Source organism: Haloferax prahovense (assembly GCF_000723845.1).
GTDB lineage: Archaea > Halobacteriota > Halobacteria > Halobacteriales > Haloferacaceae > Haloferax > Haloferax prahovense.
The window spans coordinates 244,671-257,449 of sequence record NZ_LK053002.1 but is presented as its reverse complement, the minus strand read 5'-3'; the positions used below and the strand labels follow the sequence as shown (position 1 = coordinate 257,449).

General features: G+C 68.8%; 11 protein-coding genes. 5 read left to right on the top strand and 6 right to left on the bottom strand.

Features of this window, described 5'->3' with window-relative positions; genetic code table 11:
- Positions 1 to 10: 10 nt before the first annotated feature.
- Both BN984_RS18155 and BN984_RS18150 read right to left on the bottom strand, forming a co-directional pair.
- Positions 11 to 1,339, bottom strand: a complete 1,329-nt coding sequence (locus BN984_RS18155; protein ID WP_008093861.1) for a cobyrinic acid a,c-diamide synthase — start codon at positions 1,337 to 1,339, stop codon at positions 11 to 13.
- A 158-nt stretch (positions 1,340 to 1,497) separates the two neighbouring features.
- Positions 1,498 to 2,505: an AIR synthase family protein gene (locus BN984_RS18150; RefSeq protein ID WP_049968943.1), complete on the bottom strand. Its 1,008-nt coding sequence runs from the start codon at positions 2,503 to 2,505 to the stop codon at positions 1,498 to 1,500.
- Positions 2,506 to 2,674: 169 nt separating this feature from the next.
- Between BN984_RS18150 and BN984_RS18145 the strand changes: the two genes are divergently transcribed.
- The 5 genes from BN984_RS18145 to BN984_RS18125 all read left to right on the top strand — a co-directional run bounded on the left by BN984_RS18145 (position 2,675) and on the right by BN984_RS18125 (position 7,687).
- Positions 2,675 to 3,721, top strand: a complete 1,047-nt coding sequence (locus BN984_RS18145; RefSeq protein WP_049968942.1) for a pyridoxal-phosphate-dependent aminotransferase family protein — start codon at positions 2,675 to 2,677, stop codon at positions 3,719 to 3,721.
- Positions 3,722 to 3,793: 72 nt separating this feature from the next.
- On the top strand, positions 3,794 to 4,378 hold the full coding sequence (locus BN984_RS18140; protein ID WP_049968941.1) for a hypothetical protein: 585 nt from the start codon (positions 3,794 to 3,796) through the stop codon (positions 4,376 to 4,378).
- A 37-nt stretch (positions 4,379 to 4,415) separates the two neighbouring features.
- Positions 4,416 to 4,910 carry a hypothetical protein gene (locus BN984_RS18135; RefSeq protein WP_233517298.1) on the top strand — a complete coding sequence of 165 codons (495 nt, stop codon included), beginning with the start codon at positions 4,416 to 4,418 and terminating at the stop codon, positions 4,908 to 4,910.
- Between the two features lie 128 nt (positions 4,911 to 5,038).
- The gene (locus tag BN984_RS18130) at positions 5,039 to 6,712 is read left to right on the top strand and encodes a hydroxysqualene dehydroxylase (protein WP_049968940.1); all 1,674 of its coding nucleotides are present in this window, start codon (positions 5,039 to 5,041) and stop codon (positions 6,710 to 6,712) included.
- Between the two features lie 72 nt (positions 6,713 to 6,784).
- Positions 6,785 to 7,687, top strand: coding sequence for a pyridoxamine 5'-phosphate oxidase family protein (locus BN984_RS18125; RefSeq protein WP_008093852.1), 903 nt, complete (start codon positions 6,785 to 6,787; stop codon positions 7,685 to 7,687).
- Between the two features lie 27 nt (positions 7,688 to 7,714).
- Here BN984_RS18125 and BN984_RS18120 read toward each other — a convergent pair whose 3' ends face one another.
- From BN984_RS18120 to pstC, 4 genes are all read right to left on the bottom strand, one after another.
- Positions 7,715 to 8,803 (bottom strand): phosphate uptake regulator PhoU, encoded by a 1,089-nt coding sequence (locus BN984_RS18120; RefSeq protein ID WP_049968939.1) that lies wholly within the window; start codon positions 8,801 to 8,803, stop codon positions 7,715 to 7,717.
- A gap of 245 nt (positions 8,804 to 9,048) precedes the next feature.
- Entirely contained in the window at positions 9,049 to 9,999 is a 951-nt protein-coding gene (gene pstB / locus BN984_RS18115; RefSeq protein WP_049968938.1) for a phosphate ABC transporter ATP-binding protein PstB, read from the bottom strand.
- Between the two features lie 2 nt (positions 10,000 to 10,001).
- Positions 10,002 to 11,624: a phosphate ABC transporter permease PstA gene (gene pstA, locus BN984_RS18110; RefSeq protein WP_049968937.1), complete on the bottom strand. Its 1,623-nt coding sequence runs from the start codon at positions 11,622 to 11,624 to the stop codon at positions 10,002 to 10,004.
- Positions 11,624 to 12,757, bottom strand: a complete 1,134-nt coding sequence (pstC, locus tag BN984_RS18105) for a phosphate ABC transporter permease subunit PstC (RefSeq protein WP_008093844.1) — start codon at positions 12,755 to 12,757, stop codon at positions 11,624 to 11,626. The genes pstA and pstC overlap by 1 nt, the downstream gene beginning before the upstream one ends.
- Positions 12,758 to 12,779: the final 22 nt, after the last annotated feature.

The window sequence follows — 12,779 nt, the reverse complement described above, 5'->3', positions numbered from 1 at the left end:
CTCGCCGCGGTCAGTCCGCCAGCCGCGAGACGAAGCGGTCGAAGGCCCCGCTCTCGGGGTGGACGTGGGCGTAGGTGCCGAGGGTTCGGTACTCCGTGAGTCCCTCGCGGCCGTCGATACCGGTGCCGCGCTCCACGTCGAAGGCGAACCGGGCGTCGGTCGCGGGGTCGGCCGACGAGTAGTGGAACTCGTGGCCGCGGAGCGTCTCGCCCGCGTCGGCGGTCAGCGTCCCGTCAGTCGCGCGGAGTTCCACGTGGTCGAGCGCCTGATAGCGCTCCCGCATCGTCACGTCGGCGGGGAGGATACCGGCCATCTCGTGGGTGTCGCCGTCGGTCGTCGTCAGCGACTCGGTGAGCGCCATCAGGCCGCCGCACTCGCCGAACACCGGCAGGCCGTCGGCGGCCCGGTCGGCGAGCGCCGGGAGCGTCGTCGACGACGCGAGTTCCGCGGCGAACCGCTCGGGGTAGCCGCCGGGCAGATAGACGCCGTCGCAGTCGGGGAGGTCGTCGCCGGCGACCGGCGAGAAGTACGAGGCGGTTCCGAGCGATTCCAGTCTGTCGAGGGTCGACGGGTAGACGAAACAGAACGCCTCGTCGCGGGCGACGGCGACCGTCGGACCGTCGGAATCCGTAGCTTGGGACGACTCGGCTCGAATGCCCGCTTCGAACTCCTCGGTGTTCCACTCGGGTTTTCGCGCCACCTCGGCGAGCGCGTCGGCGCGAATCCCGTCGGCCGCGGCGTCGAGCGCCTCGTCGGACAGCGGGGCCTCGTCGCCGAGGTGGAGTCCGAGGTGGCGCTCGGGGATTTCGAGGTCGTCGCTCGGCGGGATTCGACCGAGATACGGCAGTTCCTCGGGGAGGGCGTCGCGGATGCCTTCGGCGTGTCGGCCGCCGTGGGCGCGGGAGGCGATGACGCCGGCCACGTCGGCCTCGATGCCCATGCGGTCCGCGTAGGTCCGGAAGCCGTAGGCCGTCGCCGCGACGCTCTGCATCCCGGCTCTCGCGTCCGCGACGAGGACCACGGGGAGGTCGAGGAGGGCGGCGACCCGAGCCGTCGAGGTGTCGCCGTCGTAGAGGCCCATCATGCCTTCGACGACGCAGATGTCGCCCTCGCCGCGGGCGTAGGTCCGGCGCATGCCGTCTTCGCCTTCGAGCCACGGGTCGAGCGTCAGCGACGGTTTGCCGACGACGGCGGCGTGGTGTGAGGGGTCGATGAAGTCGGGGCCGGCCTTGGCCGGCTGGACCGCGTAGCCCTCGCGTTCGAGCGCACGGCACACCGCGAGCGTCGTGACCGTCTTCCCGACGCCGGAGGCCGTGCCGGCGACGACGACGCCTCTCATCTGGTCACCGCGGCCCGGGTCGCGGACGGCGCTCCCGGCGGGTCGCTCGCGAGTCGAGACGGACGTTCAGCAGTCATATCAACAAGTGGAATTTCAGTAGTCAAAGTTGTGTTGGGTCGGTCGCCGGGGGCGGCGTCGGTCGGCGACTCGCGTTCTGTTCAGTCCCAGAGGTCGTACATGTCGTCTTCGACGCCGTCGGCGTAGTCGGTCCCGCCGTAGACGACGCCCACGTCCGAATCAACGTCAGTGTCCGCGGCCGCGCTCGTGCCGTCGTCCGCCGCCTCGACGGTTCCGACGACCGTCGCCTCGATTCGCTCGTCGTCGAGCGCGGCGAGCACCTCGTCGGCCTCGTCGCCGGGGACCGCCGCGAGGAGCGCGCCGGAGCCGAGAATCCGCATCGGGTCGACGCCCATCGCGTCGCAGAGCGCCCGCGTCTCGGGGCGGACGGGCACGTCGTCGCCGTCGACCTCGATTCGGACGCCGGAAGCGCAGGCGAGTTCGACCAGTCCGTTGAGGACGCCGCCCTCGGTCGGGTCGTGCATCGCGGTCGCGTCGGACGCGAGCACGGCGGATTCGGGGAGGACGCTGATGTCGTCGAAGAAGCCCGCGGCGCGCTCGACCGTCTCGGCGTCGACGCCGGCGGCATCGAGGTCGGCGCGGAAGTCGGTGGCGAGGACGGCGGTGCCCTCGACGCCGGCACCCTTGGTGAGAATCACCGCGTCGCCGGGTTCCGCGCCGCCGGTCGGGACGTACCGGTCGGTCGGACCCATACAGGTGAGCGACAGGAGCGGCCGGGAGAGACCGGCGACCGTCTCGGTGTGGCCGCCGACGATACTGATGCCGAGTCTGTTGGCCTCCGCGTCGAGTTGGGCGGTGATGTCGTCGAGCAGGTCCACGTCGGGTTCGGGGAGGAGGACGGTGCTCACGAGCCACTCGGGCACGCCCCCGCAGGCGGCCACGTCGTTGCTGGCGATAGCGACGCCGAGGGTGCCGATGCGCTCGGCGGCGAGCGAGATGGGGTCGGTGCTGACGACCATCGTCCCCTCGCCGGTGGCGACGGCGGCGGCGTCCTCGCCGTAGCCGGCCCCGACGAGCAGGTCGTCGTTGGGGGCCCCCGTCCGCGAGAAGACGTAACGGTCGAGGTCCGCAGGTGAGAGTTTGCCCATACACGTGGGTGACGGCGAGGGCGCTTTTGTGCCTTCCCGTCCGCCGCCGGCGCTGGCGGTCGCGCTCGCCGGCCGCGTCCGCCGCCCACCACCCCCGCCGAGCAGGCCGTGGTCGGGCACCCGCCGCGGATGCCGTACTGCTAAGACGCTCTGTTCGTAACGGGAATCCATGCTGATGACACCCGGTCCCACGGCCGTGCCGCCGCGGGTCCGCGACCGACTGAGCGAGCCGATGCCGAATCCCGATATCGAGCAGTCCTTCTTCGACACCTACGACGGCGTCTGCGAGAAGCTCCGGCGCGTCTACGACACCGACGACGACGTGGTCGTCATGGGCGGCGAGGGTATCCTCGGTCTCGAAGCCGCCATCGCCTCCACGGTCGCCCCCGGCGACGACGTGCTCTGCGTCTCGAACGGCCTCTACGGCGACGGCTTCGCCGACTTCGTCGAGAGCTACGGCGGCGAACCGACCGTCGTCGGTGCCGACTACACCGACCCGCTCGACGTGACGGGCGTCGAAGCCGCGCTCCACGAGGGCGAGTTCGAGGTCGCCACGATGGTCCACTGCGAGACGCCGACGGGGACGCTCAACGACATCGCGCCGGTCCTCGAACTTCTGTCCGACCACGGCGTGTTGACCATCGTCGACGCCGTCTCCTCGCTCGGCGGCACCCCCGTCCCGAGCGAGCACATCGACATCAACCTCGGCGCGTCCCAGAAGGCGTTCAGCTCGCCCCCGGGCCTCACCACGGTCGCCGTCAGCGACCGCGCGTGGGAGGTCATCGAGGAGCGCGACCCCGACTCCCTCTACACGAACCTCCTGCCGTGGCGCGACACGAGCGGGGGCTTCCCGTACACCCACCTCGGCGCGAACGTCGCCGCCCTCGACGAGTCGCTGTCGATGCTCCTCGAAGCGGGCCTCGACGCCGTCTACGAGCGCCACGAGGAGGCCGCCGCGCACTGCCGCGAGCGCGGGGCCGACCTCGGACTCGACGTCTACCCCGACGCCGAGCGGAGCGCTCCGACGGTGACGGCGTTTTACCTTCCCGACGAGGCGAAACGCGTCCGGAACGAACTCGAAGCCGAACACGACATCGTCCTCGCGACCGGCCTCGCCGACCTCGCCGACGACATCCTCCGCGTCGGCCACATGGGTTACAACGCCGACGTGGAGAAGGTCGACCGCGTGATGGACGCGCTCGCGACCGTCGTCTGAGGGCGGCCGTTCGTCCGGAACCGACCGCCGTCCGGCTGTCAACGTTTTTACCCGAAGCCGACGACAGTCTCGGTGAGAACAACCGTGACCGAGACGAGTGATTCAGCGGGACGGCGGCGACCAGACGACGGAATCAGGGCTGCCATCGTCGCCGTGTTCCTGACGGGGCTCCGCCGCCGCAACCCGGCCGCGATGGTGAACGCCGTGTTCGCCCTCGCGGGCACGTTCCTCCCCGTCGCAGTCGAGCGACTGGCCGGCGTCGAGTTCCGTCCGTGGCAGCGCCTCTACGTCGAATCGGCGATGCTGACCCACTCGGTCGGGATGCTCGGCCCCTACGACGACGTGTGGTGGTGGGACCACCTCACCCACGCCCACTCGGCGACGATTCTCGGCGGGGTCGTCTACGTCCTCTCGCGCCGCCGCGGCCGCGACCCCTCGACGCGCGTCCTCGCGGTCGTGGTCTGCGCCGGCGTGCTCTGGGAACTCGCCGAGTACGCCATCCACCGCGGGGCCGACGCGCTCGGTATCGAACCCGTGCTCGTCTCCTACGGCCGGGCCGACACCGCCCTCGACCTCGTCTTTAACCTCGTCGGCGCGGCGCTCGTCGTCCTGTTCGGCGACCGCGCCCTGACGAATCTCGTTCCCGAAGTCGCGTGAGCCCCGGCCAGAACGCGCCGGGCACCGGAACGGTGATGTGACTCCGTCGGAGTTACAGCGTCGTGAATCGGCGGTCGCTACTTGCAACATCGGGCTCGGTTCGGTCGCCGCGCTGAGCGGCTGTCTCACCGTCGAAGGAGTCAACGGGGGCGTACTCACGGTGATGCACATCCCGTCACCGGAGGCCGCGGAGATCGTTTCCGCCTCGGACGAACGACTCGACGGAGCGGAGTTGATACTGCGAGCGCTCGACCGAGTGACCCAACGAGACCCCTACAGCGTGATGGACTTTCGTCTGGCCAGAGACGAGTACGCGGCTGTCGCGGCCGCACTGGAGGACCTTCCGTACTACGACCGCTCGGAGCACGAAGCGTCGATTCCATCGGGGTACTACGTGAGCCACGGCGAGTTCGTCTATCGACTCGCGCACACACCCCTCTGTTCTGATACCCCGCTCGTCTCCGCTGACGACTCTCGGAACCGGTGTTGGACGTCAGTTCCCGAAGTTCCCGAAGACGCAACCACGTTGTAGCGACGCTCTCGTCGTCTCCGTCGACCCGTTCTCTGCTACGGGGCGGGTGTGGCGCGGTTCTCGCCCGCTGAGACGGCAGATGCTTCGATATTGCAAATAATTATTCCGTCTCGCACCACGAGTAGCGTATGTCAGCAGGCAGTTTTCGAGTCGCCGTTCTCGGGGGAGGGGTCGGCGGGCTGAGCGCGGCGCACGAACTCGGGGAACGCGGCTTCGACGTGACCGTGTACGAGGCCAAATCGCGACTGGGCGGGAAAGCTCGGAGCTTCTCGGTCCCCTCCGGTGACGACGGTCACTCGCTGCCGGCAGAACACGGGTTTCGGTTCTTCCCGGGGTTTTATCGGAATCTCCGCGACACGCTCGGCCGAATTCCGCGGGCGGCCGGGGGCACGGTCGCGGACAACCTCGTCGAGACGGACGAAACGCTCATCGCGACGACGACGGGCGAAGAGATGCGGTCCGAGACGCGGACGCCGAACACGATTGCCGAGTGGGTCGCCGCGCTCAAACCGACAATCGGCGGCGGCGAAATCAGCCCCGCCGAGACGAACTACTTCTTACGACGCCTGCTGGTGCTGCTGACGAGTTGTCGAGCGCGCCGCGAACGGGAACTCGACCGCGTGTCGTGGTGGGAGTTCGTCGACGCGGAGGCGCAGTCACCGGCCTACCGCAAGCACCTCGCCGAGAGCACGCAGGCACTCGTCGCGCTGAAGCCCCAGCGCGGGAGCGCCCGTACCATCGGACAGATCTACGCGCAGTTGATGCTCGATCAGATTGACCCCAACCGGCCGACCGAGGCGGTGCTCAACGGCCCGACGAGCGAGGTCTGGATGACGCCGTGGGAGTCCTATCTGGAATCGTTGGGCGTGTCCGTCCGCACGGAATCGCCGGTCACGAAAATCGACTCCGACGGCCGTCGCGTCACCGGCGTCGAACTCGCCGGCGGGGAACGAGTGACCGCGGACTACTACGTGGCGGCGCTTCCGGTCGAGGTAATGGCGTCGTTGGTGACGCCGGAACTCCGGCTGGCGGCCCCGTCGCTCGGAACCATCGGGCGACTCGACACCGCTTGGATGAACGGGATTCAGTTCTACCTCACCGAGGACCTGCCACTCGCGCGCGGCCATCAAGCGTACACAGACTCCCCGTGGGCGCTGACCGCGATCTCGCAGCGCCAGTTCTGGGACGACGGCCCGTTCGACATCGAGACGTGTGCCGACGGCTCGATTCGAGGGGTCCTCTCCGCCATTATCTCGGACTGGGAGACCCCCGGATCGGTGTACGACAAGCCGGCCCGCGAGTGTAGCCGCGAGGAGATCAAAACCGAGGTCTGGCACCAACTGACGGCTCACCTCAACCGGGATGCGGAGCGGCTCTCGACCGAGTACCTGTACGACTGGGTTCTCGACCCCGCAATCGTCGAGACCGGCGACGGCATGGAGAATCACGAACCGCTCCTAATCAACACGGTCGGCTCGCTCCGAGACCGGCCCCCTGCGGTGACCGACGCACCGAACCTCGTGTTGGCGGCCGACTACGTCCGCACGGACACTGACTTGGCGACGATGGAGAGCGCGAACGAGGCGGCCCGCCGAGCCGTCGGTGGCATCGTCGAGCGCACGGGGGCCGGAGCGCCGCCCCCGACTGTCTGGGGGCTGTCTGAGCCACAACTGTTCGACCCGCCGAAGCGGCAGGACGAGGTCGCGTTTCGGCTGGGACTCCCACACCCCGGCGAGGCCGAGCGCGGACTGCGGTCGACGTTCCGAGGGCTGCGCACGAGCGGCTGGGGATTCGATGACTGACCCTTGTCCTCGGCGCTGGGTTCGCATCGAAGCTCCGGAAACGGATCGATTGCCGCGCCCCCGGAGTCGTCTGTGACGGCGTCCACCGCGACCGACCGGATTCGAGACGCCGTGTACGACTCGCTGACGGCCGAGTTCGCGACGACCCGCGACGACCGCCCGGCGGTGGTGCCGGTCACGCCCTTTTTCGACCGCGAACGGGAGGTCGTCGTGGTAACGGCCGCGCCGGCGTTCGCGGGGAAAGCCGAGCGAGCGGCGGCCAACCCGCGGGTGTCGCTCCTGCTCCACGAAGGTGAGGGTCGATTGCACCTCACTGGACGCGCAACGGTTCGAGACGACGACTTGGAAGCGAACACCGCCGTCGTCGAGCGACTCATCCGCGACGAGCCGCCGTCGCCGAAACGGGAGGCGATGGTCGAGGCGGCAGACTTCCTCGGAACGCGGCTCGGGCTGCTCCTTCTGGACTGGTACGGGCTTCGGATTCTCATCGAAATTCGGCCGACTGCAGTCGACTCCCGCCCGTCCGATGGCACGACGACGGTCCCGACGTGGAACGCGGCCGGCGTCGACAGCGGAGAGGCGGAGACGTACGACCGGGTGGTCGCGACCGTCACCGACGACGCGGGGTATCCCCGAAGTTGGCCGGTTTCGTCCGCGACCGTCCGCGACGGTCGGCTCCGGCTGACGCCGCCGGACGACGTGAGGCCGGTCGACGGCCAGCCCGCGTGCGTCCTCGTCCACTGGCACGACGCGGACCTCGCGAAGCTCGAACAGCGACTCATCCGCGGTCGGTGTCGGAAGGACGCGCGCGGACTGGTGTTCGACCCCGCGAGTTCGTTCCACCTGCGGAACCGAACGCCGCGGGACCGCCTTCGGTTCATCGTCGACGGCAAGCGTCGGACGCGGGCCTACTTCGACGACCGCGGACGGACGTACAGACCGGTTCCTCGCCTTCGGACGCTCCTCGAGTGGTGAAAATCGTACGACCGCCGAACGGACGCCCTACGCGCGCTGGGTGTGTTCCGCGGACTCGGTGCCGCCCTCGCGGGCGGGCTTTTCGTCCATGTTTCGGGTCCGGACCGCCGTCCTGAGCCCGACTTCGGCGACGTTACCGGCGTGTTCGGCAGTTCGTTCGAGCGCGTGAAGTGCGTGCGCGAATCGGTAGTTTGCGTCAGCGTCGACCTCCTCGAACAGCCGTCGCTCCACGTCGGCGACGCCCTCGCAGACCCGGTCGCGCGCCGCCAGCGCCTCCCGCGCCGCGTCGGGGTCGTCGCCTTCGAGGGCGACCTGTACCGCTGATTCGAGCGACTCCGGGACCAACTCGGCGAGTTCGGACACCTCGTCGGCGACTGCGGGAGGAAGCGGGTCGGCGACCGCCGACGCGACGGCGGCGATTCGCTCGGCCTGGTCGGCAACGCGCTCTAACTCGCGGGCCGCGGTGTGGAGTCGGAACAGCTCCGGGCGCGTCTCTCCGAGGGCGTCCACCTCGTCGAGGCGGTCGAGCCCGCGGGTGAAGTGCCGGTCGACCATGGCGAACAGGCGGTCGGCGCGGTCGTCGCGCTCCGCGAAGCCGTCGAGGGGGGCGGCACCGGTGAGTGCGGCGGTCGCGTCGCGGTGCATCGAGACGGCGACGAACTGGAGTTGTCGAACCGACTGGCGGATAGAGACCTCGTTCGCGTCGAGGACGTTCCGCACCGTGACGGCGGTGTCCGACTCCTCCGTGATGGTCACGCCGACGAGGTTCCGTGCGACCCGCCTGACGGCCTGTCGCTGTTCGGCGTCGAACGTCCCGTCGGCCTCGATGACGACCTGTTTCGACCCGGCGGCGTAGGCCGCCCGGAGCGTCTGTTCGAGGAAGTCGCCGCCTGCGGAGTCGACTCTGCCGTCCGCGTCGCTCCCACCGACAGTCACCGTGAACTGCATCGACGAATCGTCCTCGCGCTCGGGAGCCTGCACGACTAACATCCCGTCGAGGTGCGTGTGGAGGTTGACGACGGTTCCGGCGGTGATGCCCTCACCGTCCGCCCACTCTCGGGGGAGCGAGACGGTGAACGTCCCGTTGCTGACCTGCTGAATCTTGCGTGTCTCCATTGTGTTGGCTGTCTGAGTTCGTGTTGTCTGAATGCCAGTTCCGCGGTGACGCCGACCCCGCCTCGGCGGGTGGCTCGACTGGCGAGAAGCGAGCGCCGCCGACTGATGGGCCGACTCCGACGGCGGCAAGTCGTCGAACCCCGTCGTCGCGTCGGGAAGTCGAAGTCGGGATACCGGCCGCGGGGACGGGCGGGCGGGTTGGCGGTCTGTCCGGGTCGAGACGGCGGGTGTGGGTCTGGCGTCGACTACCCGAACTTCCCGCTGATGTAGTCCTCGACGCGCTGGCTCTGGGGGTCTTCGAACACCTGGTCGGTGTCGCCGTACTCGACGAGTTCGCCGCCGGTGAGGAACACCGCCGTCTGGTCCGAGATGCGCGCCGCCTGCTGCATGTTGTGGGTGACGATGACGACCGTGTACTCCTCGGCGAGGTCGTGGACGAGGTCCTCGATTTTCGAGGTCGCGATGGGGTCGAGCGCCGAGGCGGGTTCGTCCATGAGCAGCACTTCGGGGTCGGTCGCCAGCGCGCGGGCGATGCAGAGCCGCTGTTGCTGACCGCCCGAGAGCCCGAGCGCGTTGTCGTCGAGGCGGTCGTTCACCTCGTCCCACAGCGCCGCCTGTCGGAGGGAGCGCTCGACGAGTTCGTCGACCGCGTCGTCGTCGCTCCGGCCGAGCAGGTTGGCGAGCAGACCGGTGTCGAGGTCGCCGTGCTTCCGCGGGCCGTAGGAGATGTTGTCCGCGATGCTCTTCGGGAACGGGTTCGGCGACTGAAACACCATACCGACGCGCTTGCGAAGTTCGACGAGGTTGACGCCGTCCTGGTAGAGTTCCTCGCCTTCGAGTCGGACCGAGCCGTCGATGCTCGCGGCCTTGATGCGGTCGTTCATTCGGTTGAGACACCGGAGGAACGTCGACTTCCCGCAGCCGGAGGGGCCGATGAGCGCCGTGACGCTGTTTTCGGGAATCTCCATCGAGACGCTCTTCAGCGCGTGGTCGTCGCCGTAGTACACGTCGAGGTCGGAGACCGAGAGCTTCGCCTCGCCCTCGAACTCGTGTTCGACCCACTCCTCGCGGGTCCGCTCGCGCGTCTCGCCGCTCGTGACTTCGAGCGGCTGGTCGGTGCCGGGGCTCGCGCCGCCGGCGAGTTCGCTGTCCGCCGTCGCCTGTGCGTCGTCCGTCGTCTGTCTGGTTTCACTCATGGTTAGTCGTGCTGAAGTTTACTCCGGAAGTAGTATCGCGTCGCGATGCCGATCGCGTAGAAGCCCAAGACGACCACGAGCAGGATGAGCGCCGTCGCCCACCGGAACTCGTCGATGGCGCTGATGTTCGACGACTGCCCGACGCCCGCGGTGATAAGCGAGTAGAGCTGATACGGAAGCGCCGAGGTCGCCTGCATCAGTTCGGGGTTGGTGACGAACGGCGGCGCGTACTGGAGCTGGAAGCCGCCGAGCACGTCGACCGTCTGGCTGCCCGGCGGGGCGACGCTCCCCGACATGGTCAGGAGAATCGGCGCGTTCTCGCCGGCGATGCGGCCGACCCCGAGGATGATACCCGTGACGATGCCCGGAAGCGCTGCCGGGAGGACGATGCTCCGAACGGTCTGCCACTTCGTGACGCCGAGGGCTGCGCTCGCGTCGCGGTACTCGTCGGGGACCGCCAGCATCGACTCCCGACTCGTGATGACGACGAGCGGGAGGAGCATGAAGCCGAGCGTGAGCATCCCCGCCAGCAGCGACTTCTGGTTGCCGAGCCGCGGAACGAGGAACGCCAGTCCGAACAGCCCGAAGACGATGCTGGGCGTGCTCCACAGACCGTTAGTTGCGATTTCGACGACCTGCGTGAAGCGCCCGCGGTCGGCGTACTCGGTGATGAAGACTGCCGCACCGATACCGAGCGGAACGGCGAACAGCACCGCGCCGACGACGAGCCAAATCGTGCCCACGATGGCCGGAAGGACGCCGTTCACGTCGTTGAGGAGCGCAACGCCGTTCATCACGAACGGCCACGAGACGGGAAGCGAGAACGTCACGCCGACGAGCGTCACTTCGGGACCCGCACCCGCGCCGAACGCGAGGCCCTTGAACAGCCCCGGCAGGCCCTTCAGGACCGTAAACGCGACGAGGAGGAACAGCAGCGCGATGATGGAGATGGCGTTCAGGTAGACGAGGACGTACGCGCCGATGTGGCGGCCGCGCGCGCCGAACCCGCCGTAGGCCTTCGCGGCGGCCCAGCCGACGAGCAGGGAACAGAACGCCGTCAGGACCGGAATCGTGAACTCGGCGTTGAACGACGCCTGCTGTTCCCACCCGAGGTCCCAGAGCCACGATGGGCCGATGACGCCGGTGAGGAAGACGACGCCGGCGAAGACGGCCAGCGCGCCGGCGGGGAGCGTCGAGCCGATGTCCTCGCGGGGGAGCGCGCTCACCGCGAACGCGGCCCCGCCGGTGACGAGCGACGCGACGACCCACCCGGCCGTCCCGAGCCCGAGCGTCTGCGAGGCGACCAGTCCGCCGACGACGAACCAGATGAGGCCGAACGTCCCGGAGGCGAGAAGCCCGGCGGTCGGTCTGGGGTCGGTGGCGACGTAGCCGAGTCGGGAGCCGACGCCGAAGGTGACGACGGCGAAGCCGAGAACGACCAACAGTCCGCCGAGGAGCGCGACCATCGGCACGCCCGCGACGGGGTCGGTGATGGTCACGAGTTCGAACACCGACGCGAGCGAGAGGGCGAACAGCACCGCCGCCAGTCCCACCGCGCCGGCGGCGACCGCTTCTGTTTCGGAGGTGTCCTCGCTGACGAGCGCGGTGTCGGTCGCGCCCGCCATTATTCGGCACCTCCGAGCTTCCGGCGCATGCGCGCCTCGATGTACTGCGAGCCGATGCTGAGGAACAGCACCGTGACGAACAGGATGACGCCCGCGACGAACAGCGCCGAGAGCTGGAGACCGTCGGCGTCGCCGTAGTTCGCCGCGATGAGCGACGTGAGCGTGTCGTTACCGTAGAAGACGTTGTACAGCGGCTTCGTGAGGCCCGGACTGCCGCGGAGCATCACGGTGGCCGCCATCGTCTCGCCGATGGCGCGGCCCACGCCGAGGAGGACCGCGGCCGAGACGCCCGAGAACGCCGCCGGCAACGTGATGGAGGTCATCGTCTGCCAGTCGGTCGTGCCGAGAGCGAGCGACCCGCTTTTCATCGACTCGGGGACGCTGTTGAGCGCGTCTTCGGCGACCGAGACGACCGTCGGGAGCGCCATCAGGCCGACGACGATGCCGACGAACAGGTACGTGCCCTGCCCGACGATGTCGAACTGGTCGGCCGCCCACGGGCTGAGGATGGTAAAGCCGATGAAACCGTAGACGATGGAAGGGATGCCCGCCAGAATCTCGACCCCCGGTTTGACGAGTTCGCGGACGGTCCGCGGGGCGATTTCGCTGAGGAAGAGCGCCGCGGCCACGCCCAGCGGGGCGGCGACCGCCGTCGCGATGATGGTGACGAGCACCGTCCCGTGAATCATCGGGACGAGCGAGTACTGAATCGGCGGCGTCACCGGACTCCAGCGCGTCTCGATGAAGAGTCGCAGGCCGGGAATCGGCACGCCGAAGACGTTCACGGTCGCGTACTGCACGGTCGGCCACGCCTCCGCGAAGATGAAGACGAGAATGAGCCCGAGGACGAGGATGGTCGAGACCGTCGTCGTCAGCGTGAGCACGCGCGCTGTCAATTCTTGGTGTCTGAGCCAGCCGTAGCCCGTCGCGACGAGGAACACCGCGAACGGGATAGCCGTCAGCGAGGAGACGGCCAGAAAGCCCGCGAACGCCGCGAGAAGCGACACCGCCGCGACCGTGACCGTGACGAGCGCGTCAGGCGGCGTCTCGTCGACGAAGTCGCGACCGCGCCGGAGCCCTCGCCGAGCCGCCGCTCGGAGGCCGGCACCGTCGGAGTTTGGAAGTACGTTCATGATTGGAGCGTCGATGAATGGA

Bases quoted from the DNA above. Each gene is read 5' to 3' on its own strand.
- BN984_RS18155 (WP_008093861.1), bottom strand. From the start codon at position 1,339: ATGAGAGGCGTCGTCGTCGCCGGCACGGCCTCCGGCGTCGGGAAGACG.
- BN984_RS18150 (WP_049968943.1), bottom strand. From the start codon at position 2,505: ATGGGCAAACTCTCACCTGCGGACCTCGACCGTTACGTCTTCTCGCGG.
- BN984_RS18145 (WP_049968942.1), top strand. From the start codon at position 2,675: ATGCTGATGACACCCGGTCCCACGGCCGTGCCGCCGCGGGTCCGCGAC.
- BN984_RS18130 (WP_049968940.1), top strand. From the start codon at position 5,039: ATGTCAGCAGGCAGTTTTCGAGTCGCCGTTCTCGGGGGAGGGGTCGGC.
- BN984_RS18120 (WP_049968939.1), bottom strand. From the start codon at position 8,803: ATGGAGACACGCAAGATTCAGCAGGTCAGCAACGGGACGTTCACCGTC.
- pstB (WP_049968938.1), bottom strand. From the start codon at position 9,999: ATGAGTGAAACCAGACAGACGACGGACGACGCACAGGCGACGGCGGAC.
- pstA (WP_049968937.1), bottom strand. From the start codon at position 11,624: ATGGCGGGCGCGACCGACACCGCGCTCGTCAGCGAGGACACCTCCGAA.
- pstC (WP_008093844.1), bottom strand. From the start codon at position 12,757: ATGAACGTACTTCCAAACTCCGACGGTGCCGGCCTCCGAGCGGCGGCT.